The sequence below is a fragment of the Corynebacterium capitovis DSM 44611 genome (assembly GCF_030440535.1).
Lineage (GTDB): Bacteria > Actinomycetota > Actinomycetes > Mycobacteriales > Mycobacteriaceae > Corynebacterium > Corynebacterium capitovis.
The window spans coordinates 21,104-37,952 of record NZ_CP047117.1 but is presented as its reverse complement, the minus strand read 5'-3'; the positions used below and the strand labels follow the sequence as shown (position 1 = coordinate 37,952).

Genomic DNA, 16,849 nt, shown 5'->3' with positions numbered 1-16,849 from the left:
GGAGCCTGATGGATTCCGCACTCATCCTGAGCGCACGCTTCGGCCTGCTAATCCTGCTCTGGCTGTTTATCCTGCTCGTGCTGTGGGCACTGCGGCGGGAGGTGGTCGCGGCGGCCGGTGTGCGTCGACAAGCGGTGGCTCCCGCTCCCATCCGGCATGAAAAGGCCCAGCAACTAGTGGTCGTGGAGGGCCCGCTGCAGGGCTCGCACATGGACATCACCTCCGTGGAGGACCTGTCCATCGGCCGCGCAGAGGGCAACGACTTCGTGCTGGGGGATGACTTCGCCTCCGCGCGGCACGCCCGGTTGTTCCGGCGCGGCAGCGACTGGTTCGTGGAAGACCTCGACTCGCGCAACGGCACATTCGTCCAGGGAAGCCGGATCGACCAGCCCGAACGGGTGGCCGTGGGCACGGATATCAAGATGGGTCGGACGATCGTGAGGCTAACCGCATGAGCTTGACTCTGAATTTCACAGCAGCCTCGGACCGCGGCCTCGTGCGCGGCAACAACGAAGACTCCGCCTACGCGGGCCCTCACCTGCTGGTTTTGGCCGACGGGATGGGTGGCCACGCCGCGGGCGAGGTCGCCTCCCAGCTGATGGTGGAGCACCTCGAGCACCTTGACCGGGACCCGGGTGACGCCGACATGCTCGCCCTGCTCGGCGCTGCGGCAGACGACGCGAACGCCGCGATCAGCGATTCCGTGGCGCATCACCCGGACCAGGAGGGCATGGGCACGACGCTGACGGCCCTGATGTTCAACGGCTCCGAGCTGGGACTGATCCACGTTGGCGACTCGCGTGGGTACCGCCTGCGCGACGGCGCCCTGACGCAGATCACCGTCGACGACACCTTCGTCCAGTCCCTCGTCGAGGAGGGCAAGCTCGACCCCGCGGACGTGTCCAGCCACCCGCAGAAGTCGCTCATCCTCAAGGCCTACACCGGCAGGCCGGTCGAACCGGGCTTATCGCTTCTCGACGCCCACGTCGGCGACCGCTACCTGCTCTGTTCGGACGGACTGTCCGACCCCGTGACGGCGGCGACCATCGAGGAGACGCTGAGCCAGGGCACCCCCGACGTCGCCGCCCAGCGCCTCATCGAGCTCGCGCTGCGCTCGGGAGGGCCCGATAACGTGACTGTCGTCGTGGCCGACGTCGTCGAGGCGGGTGACTCGCCAGCCCCGCACGCGCCCGTCGCGCCGGTTGTGGCCGGTGCGCTGGCACCGCCGTTTGAAAGCACCCCCGCCACCTCGGCCGGGCGGGCGGCTGCGCTGATGCGAGCCTCCGCGCAGCGCGAAGCGGAGCACTCCCCCGCCGCCGCGGAGGACGCCGAGCCCGAACCGGAGCCTCGACGACGTCGCTCTCTCTGGCCGTGGCTTGTCGCTGTTCTCCTGCTCGCGATCGCGGGCGTCGGCGGTTACGCCTGGCTGGACAGCCGGGCAACCGATACGTACTACGTTGCTGCCGGTGACAACAGCGACATCACCATTCAGCAGCAGAAGGGTTCCGTCCTGCGCTCCCACGACCGCGTGGGCATTCAGGTGGCGTGCATCAACGAGAGAAACGAGCTGCGCATCATCGGCGCAGATGAGGACCGTGCCGGGTGCCACGTGTTCAGCGTCAACGACCTGCCGCCCGCGGAGCAGTCGGCGCTGGAGAACTTCGGCGGTGGCTCCTACGAGGACGCCGCCGCTGTGATGAACAGGCTGGCGGAGCGCGCGCTTCCCGTGTGCGTCGACCAGCAGAGCAGCAACTGCAGGACGGTGAAGTGACGTGACGAGGATTCTCGCCCGCAAGAAAGAGCTGGTCCTGCTCATCGCAGCGGCCCTGCTCTTCCTGCTCATGCTGTTCAGCGTGGAGATGTCCCAGGGACGCACCCTCTCGACGGAGATGCTCTACCTTGTCGGCGGGTTCGTCGGGGTCTACGCGGTGGCACACCTCGCTTTGTGCATCTTCGCCCCGTACGCGGACCAGGCGCTGCTGCCGGTCGCCGCCACGCTCAACGCGATCGGGCTCGTAGTGATCTATAGGCTCGACCTCGCGGAACGCCCAGGCTACGGCGCCCTGGCGGAGCGCCAAGTGATGTGGTCCTTCGCCGGTATCGTCTTGCTTGTGGCCACCCTTGTCGCCGTCCGCGACCACAAGTCGTTGGCGCGGTATTCCTACCTGCTTGGCGTGGCGGGGCTCGTGCTCCTCGCGCTGCCGCTGGTGTGGCCGCAGCCGCCGGATTTCGCCGACGCGCGGATCTGGATCTGGCTCGGGCCCTTTTCCATCCAGCCGGGTGAGTTCTCCAAAATCCTCCTGCTCATCTTCTTCGCACAGCTGCTGGCCCAGAAACGGTCCCTGTTCACCGTGGCGGGACGCCGGATCCTGGGTGTGTCCTTTCCCCGCTTGCGCGACCTCGCGCCGATCCTCGTGGTGTGGGCCATCGCCATCCTCATCATGGCGATTTCCAACGACTTCGGCCCGGCCCTCCTTCTTTTCGCCACGGTGCTTGGCATGGTCTACTTTGCGACGGGCCGCACGTCCTGGCTGCTCATCGGGGTCGGCCTCGTCGCCGTCGGCGGCTACGCGGTGTACCAGGTGTCCAGCAAAATCCAGGAGCGCGTGAACAACTTCATGGACCCGCTCGCCCACTACGACACCACAGGCTACCAGCCCTCCCAGGCGTTGTTTGGGCTGAGCTGGGGTGGGGTCACCGGCACCGGCCTGGGCTACGGCCACCCGGACCTAGTGCCCGTGGCGCACTCGGACTACATCCTCGCCGCCGTGGGTGAGGAGCTCGGTTTCGTCGGCTTGGCCGCCGTGATCATCTTGTTCGCCGTTTTGACCACTCGCGGCTTCGCCGCCGCGCTGCAGGTGCGCGACACCTACGGCAAGCTGCTCGCCGCCGGGCTGGCCACCACCATCGTCATCCAGATCTTCGTCGTTGCCGGCGGCATCTCGGCCCTGCTGCCCATGACGGGCCTGACAACTCCGTTCATGTCCGCCGGTGGCTCGTCGATCATGGCGAACTACATCCTGCTCGGGATCCTGCTGCGCATTTCCAACAGCGCGCACCGTCCCGCCGAATACGACGCTGCCGCAGCGCCCGACACCCCCGTGGAGGTGGCTCGATGAATAAAGCAATCCGCTTAGGCGCGGTTCTGTCGCTCCTGCTCACCGTCGTACTTCTGATCAACTTCACCGTCATCCAGGGGTTCCGCGAGGAGCGGTACGCGCAGAACCCGTTGAACTCGCGCACCTTCATCGAGTTGAAGCAGATCAACCGCGGCAACATCAACGCCGGCGGCCAGGTCCTCGCCGAGTCCTACCGCGACGCGGACGGGCTCTACCAGCGCACCTACCCGAACATGCCCTTCTCCTTCGCGCCCGTGGTGGGGTACGTCTCGGACCAGTACGGCACCGCGGGTTTGGAGTCCGGATTGAACTCCGAGCTCATCGGTGAGGGGGCCTTGTCCAACCGCTTCACCCGCACGGGTAACGACGCCTCCGCGGTGGGCAATTCCGTGGAACTGACCGTCGACCCGCAGCTCCAGGCGCTGGCGTACGACCAGCTTGACAGCCGCGGTTACGACGGCGCTGTGGTGGCGCTGCGGCCGTCGACAGGCGCGGTGCTCGCGATGGCCTCGACCCCCTCCTTCGACCCGAACTCGGTAGTCAACGCGGACACCGCTGAGTCCGCGTGGGCCACGCTGACCTCCGACCCAGACAGCCCGCTGCTCAACCACGCCACGCAGGAACAGCTGCCGCCCGGTTCGATCTTCAAGATCATTACCACCACCGCTGGCCTCCGGGGTGGCTACACCCCGGACTCACCGCTGACGGGTGCGTCCCAGATCATGCTGCCGGGCACGACTACGTCGCTGACCAACTACAACGGGCAGACCTGCAGCGGTGGCGGCACCGTCACGCTGCGCACCGCCTTCGCGCTGTCGTGCAACACCGCGTTCGTGCAGATGGCCCTGGACGTGGGCACGGATAAACTGCGCGAGGCAGCCATCGCGTTCGGCGTCGGCGAGCAATACGACCTGGGTCTTCCCACCGCGGCGGGTTCTCTTGGCGATATCCCGGGCCAGGCCGAACTGGGTCAGTCCGCCATCGGGCAGCGCGACGTGACAATGACGGCGTTGCAGGCTGCCGTGATGGCCGCCGTCGTCGCCAACGACGGCAAGCGCATGGAACCTTACGTGGTGTCCCGCGTCGTGCGCCCCGACCTGACCACCGTCAGCGAGAACCAGCCCCACCAGCTCAACGAGGCCCTGAGCAGCGATGAAGCCGCCACGATCAAGGACCTCATGGACGGTTCGGAGCGCTCCACCTACGGCTACGACGGCAACTCCTTCGCGTCCAAGACCGGTACGGCCGAGCACGGCGACGGGGCGGCCCCGCACGTCTGGTACGTGGCCTTTGACCCGTCCAAGGATGTCGCGGTGGCCGTCGTCGTGAAGAACGGCGGCGGTCTGGGAACGAGCGCAACCGGCGGCCAGGTGTCCGCGCCGATCGGCCGCGCCGTGCTCAACGCGGCCACCGCAGGAGGGAACTAGATGAACATTTCTAACAGGGACGACCTGCAGGAACTCGTCGGTGAGGATTACCGCCTACAGTGGATCATCGGCCACGGTGGGATGTCCACCGTGTGGCTGGCCGACGACACCCGTCACGACCGCGAGGTGGCCATCAAGGTGTTGCGCGCCGAGTTCTCCTCCAATGAGGAGTTCCTCACGCGATTCCGCAACGAGGCCCTAGCCGCCGAAGGCATCGCGTCCCACAACGTCGTCGCTACGTACGATTACCGGGAGGTCGACACCGGCGACGGTTATGCCATGTGCTTCATCGTGATGGAGTACATCCGCGGGGAAGCACTCGCGGACCTCATCGCGCGCGAGGGCAAGCTGGAGGAAAGCTACGCCCTCGATATTCTCGAGCAGGCCGCGCGGGGTCTCGCCGCGATCCACTCGATGGGCCTCATCCACCGCGACATCAAGCCCGGCAACCTGTTGATCACCCAGAACAGGCAGGTCAAGATCACCGACTTCGGCATCGCCAAAGCCGTCGCCGCGGTGCCGCTGACCCGCACGGGAATGGTCGTGGGAACCGCGCAGTACGTCTCGCCGGAACAGGCGCAGGGTGCCGCGGTGACGTCGGCAAGCGATGTGTACTCGCTCGGCGTGGTGGGTTACGAGATGCTGGCCGGGCGCCGGCCGTTTACCGGGGATTCTTCGGTGTCGGTCGCGCTCGCGCACGTGTCGAACGTGCCGCCGGCGCTCTCCACCGCGGTCTCGGCGCCCGCGCGCGAGCTCATTGCCGTGACCCTGCGCAAGGAGCCGACGAGGCGCTACGCGGACGGCGACGAGCTCGCCGCGGCCATCGCGCAGGTCCGTGCGGGTCACCGCCCGCCGCAGCCGAGCGGCTCGCGGACAACTCAAGTTGCTACGCAACGTATCGACGACGCGTCCCCCACCGCCTCCACCCGGGTCATAAGCTCCGCGCCGGTGCCGGAGCGAACGCCCACGCCGGTGCCGACCCCCGCACCCGCCCCCGATGGGATGGCAGAGAAACGCGGCGGGTTCGGGCTGGGGGTGGCGCTTGCCGTGGGACTGTTGCTCCTGCTGGGCGGCCTGGCGTGGGCCGTCGTCGCCGGTCCGCTCAGTGGTACCTCGGAGCCGTCGACGACGCAAACCCCGACCGTCGTGACGCAAACGCGTACGGTTGCGCCGAGCACCACCAGTCGCACAACAGTGACAAACCCGTCCACCACCAGTGTTGCCCCGCGCTCCACTTCTGTGCCACCGGCGACGATCAGCGTGGAGCCGACGCCCTCGCAGACGGCGAACCCAACGCAGGCGCCGACGCGCACCCCCACCCCAGGTGCGACCGGGTCGAATGCAGCCACGCCAAGCCAGACGGCCAACCCAGGTGCGCCGGTGACCAGCGCAACCTCTAACCCGGGGGACCTCATCGATTCATTTCCCCAGATTGGCGGTAACTAATGACTCTTATCGCTCACCGATACGAGCTCGGGGAGATCATCGGCACCGGCGGGATGTCGGACGTCTACGCCGTAACGGACACCGTCCTTGGCCGGCGCGTCGCGCTGAAGATGCTCAAGATCGACATGGCGCGCGATGAGAACTTCCGCGAGCGCTTTCGCCGCGAGGCCCAAAACTCCGCCCGCCTGAACCACCCGAACATCGTCGCTGTCTACGACACCGGTGAGGTGGACACGGAGGGCGTGGCGGTTCCCTACATCGTGATGGAGCTCGTCCACGGCCACAATCTTCGTGACATGATCCGGGGCGACGGCCCCTTTGACCCGCACAGCGCCGCCGAGTTGCTGTGCCCGGTGACCCAGGCGCTGCAGGCCAGCCACGACGCGGGGATCATCCACAGGGATATCAAGCCGGCGAACATCATGGTGACCAATACCGGCGAAGTGAAGGTCATGGACTTCGGTATCGCCCGGGCGCTGAACGATTCGACCTCGGCGATGACGCAGACGTCCGCGGTGATCGGCACCGCCCAGTACCTTTCGCCGGAGCAGGCACGGGGGAAACCCGCCGACGGCCGAAGCGACGTCTACGCCCTTGGCTGCGTGATGTACGAGATGGTTACAGGCCGCCCTCCATTCGAGGGTGAGTCCCCCTTCGCAGTGGCTTACCAGCACGTGCAGGAGGACCCCGAGCCACCGAGTTCGCTGATCCCGGGGTTAGCGGAAAACGAGGCCGTCAACGTCGATGCCGTCATTCTTACCGCGATGGCCAAGCACCCGGCGGATCGCTATCAGTCCGCCGCGGAAATGGGTTCCGACCTCGAGCGACTCGCGCGGGGCGCCGTGACGCAGGCAGCGCGCAACCACTTGGCCTTCGACGATGCCGAGGACTCGACCGTCGTTGTCGACGCGCCGCCCACGCGCTACGAGCAGCATCGCGCTGTGACAACCCGCAAGTCCAACCTGGGCAAGTGGCTTGCCGCTGGCCTCGCTCTGGTGTTGGTGGGTGTGGTGACTATCGCGGCCGTTGAGTACTTCTCGGGCAGACCCAGCCCGGAGCAGACGGCGGAGCAGATGGTCGAGGTCCCCGACTTGCTGGGCCAGCCGCGCGACTCGGCCGTCGCCACGCTCGAAGGCTTGGGTCTGAAGGTCGCTGTCAGCGACGCGCCGAGTCCCGACGTCGCACGTGGCAGCGTGATCGGTTCAAACCCGACAGCCGGTTCCCAGCTGCGCCCCGGCACGTTGGTGACCCTGACGGTCTCATCGGGCCGCGAGCTTACCGACGTCCCCGACGTGGCCGGGTTGACTGCCCAGGACGCGGCCGCCGTGTTGGCCGAGGCCGGCCTTGAGCTCAACACGGATATTCAGCGCGAGGCGAGCGACACCGTGGCAGAGGGCGTCATTTCCTCCCAAAACCCCGCGGCGGGATCCCAGATCTCGAAGGGTTCCAAGGTCTCCGTTGTTGTCTCCACCGGCCGCGAGACCGTCACCGTTCCGTCGCTTGCCGGGATGGACGTCAGCCAGGCGACGTCGACGTTGACGTCGTTAGGCTTGAAAGCGACAGTGACCACCGTCGACTCCGCGCTGACCCAAGGCCAAGTCGTGGCGGTGGCGGGTGAGAACACCGAGGTGGACAAGGGCACGGCCATCGAGGTCCAGGTGTCCAACGGGATGCTGATGAAGATGATCGGCATCACCCGCATGACGCCCACTCAGGCCGAGCAGGCGCTGCGCACCGCCGGCTGGAACGGGCGACTCGTGGCAGGGCCCGTCGTGGGCACGGGCTCGCTCGTTGACCAAGGTTTGATCGGCAACCAGGACGTCGCCGCCGGCCAGACAATCCGCAAAGATCAAACGCTGACGTACAACCTCTGGCAGTTCGACGCCCTGCAGCTCGTCCCGCGGGGTTAAACGGCCCGGGTGGTAGGATGTGCCGCATGCCAAAGGCAAAGGTTTCAAAGGACTACCGCCCGGCTCCCGCCACCGAGACGGCGGCGTCGCGCACCCCCGTCAAGATCAACACAGGTGGCACGCCCCTCTGGTACAAGATTCTCATGTTTGGACTGATGGTCCTGGGCCTGGCCTGGCTGATCGTCTTCTATGTTGCCGGTGACAAAATCCCGCTCATGATGGACCTGGGCCCGTGGAACTACCTCGTCGGTTTCTCCGGCCTCGTCCTCGGCCTGCTGATGACCATGGGCTGGCGCTAACGTCAACCGCTGCGGCAACATTGGGTACTAAAGTACCACGATTGGGAACGAAAGTACCGAGTTACCCAGAATCCGTTGAACCCCCTCTCAGGCGGTCGTACGTTTTTGTGCGAACCAATTCCCGCTTCCCTCCTGAGAAAGGTCCGGATATGTCACTCAGCCGTTTCGGCCGTACGGCCGCTACCCTCCTCGCCGCTGTGGCGCTCGCAGCACCCGCCTCCCCTCACGCGATCGCGCAGACGAACGAGGAGTCCCAGCCGGAGACCCCGGCCACGAATTCCGCACTGCCGATCATCCACACCTACCGCGGCAGCGACCACCTCAAGGCCAACATCCTCAACCCCCACCCGGTGTGCAACTCCACCGAGGACTACCGCACGGTCGTGTACAAGGTGACGGACAACTTCCTGCCGGTCGGCACGATCTCCACGACGAACCTTTCCGACAAGCCCGTCAACCTCACCCAGGACCTCGCCCGCACCGCGTCGGTGAGCGCCTCCATCAACGGCTCCAAGACGGAGACCCTCAACATCGGCGGCTCAGGCTCGAAGGACGGCCTGCAGGGCAGCATCGGCTACGCCCTGGCCAAGTCGCTGGGCTTCAGCGTTTCCGGCTCTCTGTCGTGGACCGTTGGCCAGAAGATCGGCCCCTACGAGGTCCCGGCTGGCAACACCGGGGAGGCGACCTACGGCTTCCGCACCATCACCATGACCGGCACCCAGCAGCGCTGCCGCCCGAATGGCACCTGGGCAACCCCGACCGCGTGGATTGCCAACATGCCCATCAAGAACGAGGTGCGCGTGAAGAACTACGCCACCCCGGCCGGTTCGTGGGCCCCGAACAAGGGCGCGCAGGTCACCGAGACCAAGGAGATCCCGAACACCTCCTACAGCGCGGACGTCGAGGAGGCCACGAAGGGCGAGTCGCTTAACGACGTCACCCCCGTCCCCGACGACAAGGCCGCCGACGTCTCCAACCGCGACGATTCCTTCAAGGCCGACGCTGCTGCCGAGAAGACCGTGAAGACCCTCGCGGCGGACAGCACCGCCCCCAAGCTTGACCTTGAGCCCTACTTCACGACGTCCGGCGCCAAGCACCCCGGTTTCGCCGGCTCGGTCGCGCTGCGCGTGAAGAACAACGGCACCCAGCGCTACTGGGCCGAGTTCCCCGTGGTCTCCTTCCGCGTGGAGATCAAGACCGCGGAGGGCCCCCAGGGTGTTGACCGCCTGATCACCGCCTACGGCGCCCACGGCTCCTACGTGCGCGACCTGGGCTACAACTTCGACACCAACGCCCGCATCTTTGAAGTCACCCTGTCCAACCCGGTCAACGCAGGTGACGACCTCTTCCTTGGGGCCTTCAGCTTCGGCGACGGCAACACCTCCGAGGGCCGCCTGAAGAACTACATGACGGTCACCCAGGTCGGCCGCATCGCAGGCGACACCTCCGACAACAACGACCAGAACGTCGACTCCCGCCAGCACACCGTTACCGACTTCGGCCGCCCCAACCCGGGTCTGTTCTAGGCCTCCCCGCTATATAACGCCGGCTCCCCGCGCGGGGGGGCCGGCGTTGTGGCATTTCCCCCCTTCTTGTGACCCGTCGGAGTTGTGGGGGACGAGAGGAACTTATCCACAGCGGTGGATAACGGTGTGGAAACAGCACTTATCCCCGCCTGTGGATAACTCTGTGCACTATTCGGAGGAGTGCGAATGGGATCCCACCTACATCCTCGAATTGCCCGGCACGAGGGCGGGCTTTCGGACCTCTGTTCACTAATCACACGGCTGTAGTTATCCACAGTTTCCACACCTGTTGTGTACAAGCCACCCTGGGGACAAACCCGTGAACAGGACTCCACAGCGCATGAAAAACTCCCCGCCGGTTCAACCGCGGGGAGTGAGGAGCTTGCGAATTACTTCTCGATGTCAATGGACTCGATGATGACGTCGTCAACCGGGCGGTCCATGCGGCCGGTGCGGACGTTCGAGATCTCCTCCACAACCTTCTGGGATTCGGGGTCGGTGACCTCGCCGAAGATGGTGTGTCGGTTGTTCAGGTGCGGGGTCGGCGCCACGGTGATGAAGAACTGCGAGCCGTTCGTGCCCGGGCCAGCATTAGCCATGGCCAGCAGGAACGGGCGGTCGAACTGGAGCTCCGGGTGGAACTCGTCGGCGAACTGGTAACCCGGGCCGCCGGTACCGGTACCGGTCGGGTCACCGCCTTGGATCATGAAACCGGAGATGATGCGGTGGAAGATCGCCCCGTCGTAAAACGGGCCCTCGGTCGTTCCGCCGGCGTTCTTGGTGGAGTAGTCGGCTCCACCGGTGGCCAGGCCGGTGAAGTTCTCCACGGTCTTCGGCGCGTGGTTGCCGAAGAGGTCGATGCGAATGTCGCCGTGGTTCGTGTGCAGAACAGCAGTCTCAGTCTTTTGAGTCATGCGGCCAATCCTAGTGATGATGTTCATGCTCGTGTCACGGCGGCGTCGGCAAGAGTTCATGCCCCGGCGCTACCGTCACGGCATGCATGTAACAAAAGCCGCCTGCCTGGCGTTGTCCCTCACTTTTTCCTACGCAGTCAACCCTGTCGCCCACGCGGCGACCGGCCCCGTCGTGATCAACGAAGTCGAGTCCAACGGCGACGCCGTCGGAGACTGGGTCGAGCTGGCCAACACCGATAAGAACAACAGCATTGACATCTCCGGCTGGTCTATCCTCGACAATGACGATACGCACACGCCCATCACCTTCCCCGCTGGCACCACCATCGAATCGGGCGGCTACCTCGCCGTGTACACGGACACCGACGGCGGGTTCGGGCTAGGCAGCAACGACGCAGTTCGGCTTTTCGACGCCACCGGCGCCCTCGCCGACTCCACCTCCTGGCAGGCCCACGCGTCCACCACCTGGGGCCGCGTGCCCGACACGACCGGCGAGTTCACGGGCACCGCCGAGCCGAGCCGCGGCACACGCAACCCGGGCGGTGACACGCCCGCGACGACCGCCGAGGCGTGGCCCTTCGACCCAATGGACATCACCGACCTCCACGTCGACGGCCTAGCCTCGGAGGACTTCTCGGGCCTCGACTTCGACGACGCGGGAAACCTCTGGGTAGTCAACAACGGTGACGGCTCCCTGCTCAAGCTCGCTGAATCGGGGCAGCGGTGGGGCGTCGAGAAGAAATGGACGCTGCATTACGCGGACGGCCCCGGCAAACCCGATGCCGAGGGGGTGGCAGTGGGTCCCGACGGGCGGATCTACGTGGCCACCGAGCGCAACAACGCTGCGAAGAGCACCTCCCGGCCGTCGATCCTGACGTTTACGCCGGACGAGGCAACCGACGAGCTCGCCGCGAGCCAGGAGTTTAACCTCTCCGACCTGGTGGGGTCCGTCGGCGCGAACGCCGGCCTCGAAGCAGTCGACTACGTTCCCGGCGCGTGGGGCGGCGTTTTCGCCGTCGGCGTCGAGGGCACCGGGGACGTTCTCTTTGTCAGCCTGGGTGAGACCGCCGAGCTCAAGCAGCGCTACGACTCCCCCTTCGCCGGCGTCATGGCCCTGGATTACCGCCCGCAGGACGCTCAGCTGCGCATTCTTTGCGACGAAGCCTGCGACGGTCAGTCCCAGCTCGTCTCCTTCAACGGCACGGAGTTCACCGCCGCATCCGAAATCCAGGCGCGCCCGGCCGCGATGAACAACGTGGCCAACGAGGGCTTCGCTTCCCGCACGACGGAGTCCGCGTGCGTCAACGGCTCGAAGACCACGCGCGAAACATTCGTCTGGGCCGACGACGCGTACACGGGCGGAGTTGCCCTGCGCCAGGGAGCGCGCGAAACGAGCACGTCGTGCTCTGCGGCACTGAGCTCCCTGAGCAGCTTCTAGTGTCCGCGTTGCTCTACTTTCACGCCAGGGTCGCGCGGGCAAAGTAGAGCAACTAAAGCCCCGCAGCAACCTCGTCGCGCGCGGCGACCAGGTTGCGCAGCGAGGGCTCGACTTCGGCGTAACCGCGGGTCTTCAAGCCGCAGTCCGGGTTGACCCAGAGCCGGTTCGCCGGCACGTTCTCGAGGGCAGCGCGGATGAGCTGGGAGATCTCCTCCGTCGACGGCACGCGCGGGGAGTGAATGTCCCAGATGCCGGGGCCGATTTCGGAGTGGAAGGTGTCGTCGATGTCCTCCAGCAGCTCCATCCGCGAGCGTGCGGCTTCGATCGATGTCACGTCGGCGTCGAGACCTGCGACGGCGTCGATGATTTGGCCGAATTCTGAGTAGCAGAGGTGGGTGTGGATCTGCGTCTCGGGCCGAGCCTGCAGCGCGACCAAGCGGAAGGCGCGGACGGCCCAGTCCAGGTAGGCCCGCCGGTCGTTGGCGCGCAGAGGGAGAAGCTCGCGCAAGGCGGGTTCGTCGATCTGGATGACCTTGATGCCGGCATCTTCGAGGTCGCGGACTTCGTCGGCAAGAGCGAGCGCGATCTGGTCCGCGGAGACGGACAGGGGCACGTCGTCGCGCTTGAAAGACCACGCGAGAATGGTCACCGGCCCCGTGAGCATGCCTTTCACCGGACGGTCAGAGAGGGACTGGGCATAGGTGGCCCACTCCACCGTCATCGGGCGGGGGCGGGAGACGTCGCCGACGACGATCGGCGGGCGGGTGCAGCGCGAACCGTAGGACTGGACCCAGCCGTTTTCGGTGACGACGAAGCCGTCAAGAAGCTCGGCGAAGTACTGCACCATGTCGTTGCGCTCGGCTTCGCCGTGCACGAGGACATCGAGGCCGATCTCTTCCTGCAGCTCAATAACGTTTTTGATCTCCGCGCGCAGCGCCTCGGTGTATTGCTCGTCGGTGAGCTGGCCGGCCTTGTGGTCGGCGCGCGCCTTGCGGATCTCCGGGGTCTGCGGGAAGGAGCCGATCGTCGTGGTCGGCAGGTCGGGCAGCCCCAGCGCCTCGCCTTGGACGCGCTTGCGCTCGGTGAAATCGGGGGCTCGCGTGACGCGACCGGCAGGAAGCTTCTCGACGCGCTGCGCCACCTCCGCATTGTGAATGCGCTCCGACTCCGCCCGGGTGCGCACGGCGCGGTCCGAGCGGGCAAACGCCTCGGCGGCGGCGTCCGGGCCTACGACCAGCGCGAGGACCTCGCCGACCTTTTCGTCGGCGAAGGAGAGCCAGTTCGCGGCGTCGATGGGCAGGTTCTTTTCCACGTTCAGGGAGTGCGGAACGTGCTGGAGGGAGGTGGAGGTGGACACGGAGGATGCAGTGCGCCCCAAAGACTGCAGGACGTCTGTACGCTCCCGGAGGTTTGCGGCCCAGACGTTGCGGCCGTCGATAAGTCCTGCAACGAGGTGGGTGCTGGCTGGGATGGCGTCGGCGACGCGCTGCGGATAGTCGGGGGCAGCGGCGAGGGTCCAGGGAGAGAGGTCGACGTGCAGGGCCTCGGGCGCGAGGCGGCCCAGCACCGGGAGGGCTTCGCGCGCGGCGCCGTAGGGGGTGGTCAGGTACACCGAGGGGCGGTCCTCGCTGGCCAGGAGCTCGGACCAGGCGGTCTCCAGGTGGCGGGCGATCTCCGCGTCCGGGGTGGTGAGGTCGGCCACGACCGCGGGCTCAGCCACCTGCACCCATTCCACGCCAGCGGCTTTGAGCGCCGAGAACACTGCGGCGTAGGACTCGACTAGCGCCGGGAGTAGGGACCACTCAACAGGCTTGGCCAGGGCAAGAAGCGTTACCGGGCCGACCAGATAGGGGCGCACGGTGTGCCCCGCGCCGGCGGCCTCCTCCACTAGGCGCAGGATCCGTTCCGGGGCCGCGGTGATGTCTTGACCGGCGGACACCTCGGGGACGAGGTAGTGGTAGTTGGTGTCAAACCACTTCGTCATTTCCAGCGGTACCCGCGTGGCGGTGCCGCGGGCGAGGGCAAACTCCTCGTCAAGGTCCGTGCCACCCGCGATCAAGCCAACGGTCAACGCGGTTTCCAGCACGTGGTCGTAGTAGGCGACGTCAGCGGGGATGGCGTAGTCCTCCGCCAGGCCGAGGTCGCGCAGGTGATTATAGGTGTCGATGCGCAGGGCCCGGGTCGTGGAGCGGAACGTCTCAGCGTCGATCCGCCCCGCCCAGTAGGACTCCAACGCTCGCTTGAGCTCGCGGTTCGCGCCAATACGCGGGTAGCCCTCGATCGTGGCCGCGGGGAAAGTCGTGGTCATGAAGGGTCCTTTCAGGAAATATCGATGCGGCGCAGCAGGTCCTGCGTCACCGCCAAGTTGTTGTGGGTGTAGATGTGCAGGCCGCCCGTTCCGGCGTCGAGGATTGCGCGGGCGAGCTCGGCGGTGGCCGCCATGCCCGCCTCGTACTCCTCCTCGGGCCCGCTGGCTGCGGCGAACCGGGCGGTCACGTGGTCGGGAACCGTGATCCCGGACAGCACGCCCATGCGCTCAACCCGTTTCAGGCTGGTCATAGGCATGATGCCCGGGATCAGGGGAATGCGTACGCCGGCGAGGCGGGACTTTTCGACGAAGCTCAGGTAGTCATCCGCCTCGAAAAAGAGCTGCGTGATGGCGAAGTCGGCGCCGAGGCGCTGCTTAGCCAGCAACACGTCGAGGTCCTCGTCCTCGTTCCTGGACTCGGCGTGGCCCGAGGGGTAGCACGCCACGGACAGGGCGAGCTTTCCCGCCGCCAGGCGGAACTCCTCTTCTTCCTCCACCTCGTGGATGAGGTTGAGCAGGTCCGTCGCATGCTGCAGGTACCCCTCGGGAAGCTGGGTCTCGCCCGGGGGAAGATCACCGCGCAGGGCGAGGAAGCCGCGCACGCCGGCGTCGATAAGTGTGCGAATCCACCCCGTGAGTTCGGCGCGGGTGCCAGCGGAGCACGCCAGGTGGGCGATGGGCCGCAGGTCGGACGTCTGGGCCACCCGCGAGATCAGCGCCGCCGTTCCCGCGAGCCAATCGGAGCGGCGCGAAGACGTCACCGCGATGTAGTCTGGGCGGTAGAGGGCGAGGCCGGTGACGAGGTCGTCGAGGAGCGCGAAGTCCGCATCGTGGCGGGGCGGGATAAGCTCAAAGCTCAGAGCAGTCCGCGCGCGGCGCGCGCTGGGCCGGGTGCGGTTGGTGTCTTCGTCGAGGCGATCTAGCGGAGCGGAGGCAGAAAGCCGCGTCGAAGGGTAGTTCCCACGCAAGAGAATTAGCCTTTCGTCGTGCGGTTTTTCCGGGCCGGGCTCGGCGCTTACAGATCAACGTTGGTTATGAAACTTAAGCCGGGAAGCTTTGCGTGGACAACGGTCCAACCGAACGCAGGTACGTTCCCGCAGCTCACCGCGTTGCGAGCGATGAATATAAATGAACCGCTCTGTCCATTAGCGAAACGCTCACATCGGCTAGGCTGGTGCCCACGGTCCCCCATCAACCACCCGAGGAGCGACGATGAACCTCACCACCGCAAACCTGGCCCTCAAGGGCGCGAAGTCCGCCTACAACTACGTCCGCAAGCTTGACGACGAAAAGCAGCGCGACATCTACGACGCCATCATCGGCGCGATCAAGGACAACAACATTGACCGCGTTCACGGCGTTGCCAGCCTCCCCGAGCTGGAGGAGCTCTACGGTGCCGCCCGCGCTCAGGCCGGCGATGTCACGCGCGCCGCGCACGACCGGTTAGACCGCCGGCGCGCCGCATTCACCGCCACGGCGCCCGACCGCGCCGCCCGGCGCGCGGCCCTGAAGAAGGAAGCGAAAGGTAAGAAGAGGGGGTTCGGCGCACTCGGTGTCCTCGCCGCTCTCGCCGTAGCTGGCGGCGCCGCGTGGGCCGCGTATACCTACCTGAGCAAAAAGGGCAGCACTGGCATCTCGGACCTACCCACGCGGCCGGCAGCCCCACGCGAGGAAACCGACGAAGCGGGGCGGGCGACCCTGGTCTACTCCACCAAGACGGAGGACGACCGCGCCACGGGGCGACACGCCGCGGGCCCGCTTGGGGAAGAACCCGCCGAGCGTGACGAGGAGCTCCTGACCAGCCTGGAGGAGCAGCTCACCACACTCGACACCCTCGATAAGGACCAGCGCAGCTAGGCCTGTCGCCACGCCGCGAGCAGGTGCCCGACCAGCCTTTTCTGCACGTCAGGGAAGAGCTGGTCCATGTGCTGCCCCTGCGGGCGCGTCACCACTATCAGCTCAGACGCCATCTCCAGTGGGCCGAGTGCGGGGTTAACAAGCCCGTGGTCGCTGGCCTTGTCCAGCAGGACTTCCACGTCCGCGAAGAACTGGTCGCGTTTGTCCGTTACCTCCGGCCCGACGCCCTGGGATTGCCCGTCGACGAACGCCCAGACGAGGGCGCCCACCCCGTAGTCGACGAGGCGCCAGACGAACCCCTCCCAGTGCGCTTCGGGGTCATCGTCGAATGTCTCCAGCGTCTCGTCGAGAAACCCCCGCAGGGTGTCGATGAAGTTGAGCGCGCACGCGAGCCGAAGGTCAGCCCGGGAGGGAAAATGGCGGTACAGTGTGGCGATGCCGACGCCGGCGTCCTTGGCGATGCCTTCCAGTGTCGTCTCGGAGCTCGATCGCCTGCGAAAGCGTTCCGTGGCCGCTTCGATGATCTGCTGACGCTTCCGCCTCGCGTCCGCCCGCACGCTGCCCTCTTTCATTGTTGACATCCAGGTATCAGCTGAGCAGAATAC

General features: G+C 66.3%; 14 protein-coding genes. 10 read left to right on the top strand and 4 right to left on the bottom strand.

The genetic code is table 11. The features are described from left to right. The first annotated feature begins 8 nt into the window (after positions 1-8). From CAPI_RS00170 to CAPI_RS00135, 8 genes are all read left to right on the top strand, one after another. Complete coding sequence (locus CAPI_RS00170) at positions 9-455, top strand: FHA domain-containing protein FhaB/FipA (RefSeq protein ID WP_018017253.1); 447 nt, start codon at positions 9-11, stop codon at positions 453-455. Continuing rightward, positions 452-1,771 carry a PP2C family protein-serine/threonine phosphatase gene (locus tag CAPI_RS00165; protein ID WP_018017252.1) on the top strand — a complete coding sequence of 440 codons (1,320 nt, stop codon included), beginning with the start codon at positions 452-454 and terminating at the stop codon, positions 1,769-1,771. The genes CAPI_RS00170 and CAPI_RS00165 overlap by 4 nt, the downstream gene beginning before the upstream one ends. A 1-nt stretch (position 1,772) precedes the next feature. Next, positions 1,773-3,119 (top strand): FtsW/RodA/SpoVE family cell cycle protein, encoded by a 1,347-nt coding sequence (locus tag CAPI_RS00160; protein WP_018017251.1) that lies wholly within the window; start codon positions 1,773-1,775, stop codon positions 3,117-3,119. Next, positions 3,116-4,546 carry a penicillin-binding transpeptidase domain-containing protein gene (locus tag CAPI_RS00155; RefSeq protein ID WP_018017250.1) on the top strand — a complete coding sequence of 477 codons (1,431 nt, stop codon included), beginning with the start codon at positions 3,116-3,118 and terminating at the stop codon, positions 4,544-4,546. The genes CAPI_RS00160 and CAPI_RS00155 overlap by 4 nt, the downstream gene beginning before the upstream one ends. Next, positions 4,547-5,992, top strand: a complete 1,446-nt coding sequence (locus CAPI_RS00150; RefSeq protein ID WP_018017249.1) for a serine/threonine-protein kinase — start codon at positions 4,547-4,549, stop codon at positions 5,990-5,992. Beyond that, positions 5,992-7,902, top strand: a complete 1,911-nt coding sequence (pknB, locus tag CAPI_RS00145; protein WP_018017248.1) for a Stk1 family PASTA domain-containing Ser/Thr kinase — start codon at positions 5,992-5,994, stop codon at positions 7,900-7,902. The genes CAPI_RS00150 and pknB overlap by 1 nt, the downstream gene beginning before the upstream one ends. Before the next feature lie 26 nt (positions 7,903-7,928). Further along, positions 7,929-8,201 carry a cell division protein CrgA gene (crgA, locus tag CAPI_RS00140; RefSeq protein ID WP_018017247.1) on the top strand — a complete coding sequence of 91 codons (273 nt, stop codon included), beginning with the start codon at positions 7,929-7,931 and terminating at the stop codon, positions 8,199-8,201. Between the two features lie 149 nt (positions 8,202-8,350). Next, positions 8,351-9,727, top strand: coding sequence for a hypothetical protein (locus CAPI_RS00135; RefSeq protein WP_018017246.1), 1,377 nt, complete (start codon positions 8,351-8,353; stop codon positions 9,725-9,727). 389 nt (positions 9,728-10,116) lie between these two features. Here CAPI_RS00135 and CAPI_RS00130 read toward each other — a convergent pair whose 3' ends face one another. Continuing rightward, entirely contained in the window at positions 10,117-10,641 is a 525-nt protein-coding gene (locus CAPI_RS00130; protein ID WP_018017245.1) for a peptidylprolyl isomerase, read from the bottom strand. Between CAPI_RS00130 and CAPI_RS00125 the strand changes: the two genes are divergently transcribed. Continuing rightward, positions 10,640-12,079: a lamin tail domain-containing protein gene (locus CAPI_RS00125; protein ID WP_156806815.1), complete on the top strand. Its 1,440-nt coding sequence runs from the start codon at positions 10,640-10,642 to the stop codon at positions 12,077-12,079. The genes CAPI_RS00130 and CAPI_RS00125 overlap by 2 nt on opposite strands. A 52-nt stretch (positions 12,080-12,131) precedes the next feature. Here the strand turns inward: CAPI_RS00125 and metE are convergent, their stop codons facing one another. Next, the gene (gene metE, locus CAPI_RS00120) at positions 12,132-14,387 is read right to left on the bottom strand and encodes a 5-methyltetrahydropteroyltriglutamate--homocysteine S-methyltransferase (RefSeq protein ID WP_018017243.1); all 2,256 of its coding nucleotides are present in this window, start codon (positions 14,385-14,387) and stop codon (positions 12,132-12,134) included. A gap of 11 nt (positions 14,388-14,398) precedes the next feature. After that, complete coding sequence (locus CAPI_RS00115; protein WP_018017242.1) at positions 14,399-15,355, bottom strand: methylenetetrahydrofolate reductase; 957 nt, start codon at positions 15,353-15,355, stop codon at positions 14,399-14,401. Positions 15,356-15,599: 244 nt separating this feature from the next. On the opposite strand from CAPI_RS00115, the gene CAPI_RS00110 reads away from it, so the two are divergent. Next, positions 15,600-16,244, top strand: coding sequence for a hypothetical protein (locus CAPI_RS00110; RefSeq protein ID WP_018017241.1), 645 nt, complete (start codon positions 15,600-15,602; stop codon positions 16,242-16,244). Here the strand turns inward: CAPI_RS00110 and CAPI_RS00105 are convergent. Then, complete coding sequence (locus CAPI_RS00105) at positions 16,241-16,816, bottom strand: TetR/AcrR family transcriptional regulator (protein ID WP_245531622.1); 576 nt, start codon at positions 16,814-16,816, stop codon at positions 16,241-16,243. The two genes, CAPI_RS00110 and CAPI_RS00105, sit on opposite strands and share 4 nt — an antisense overlap. Positions 16,817-16,849: the final 33 nt, after the last annotated feature.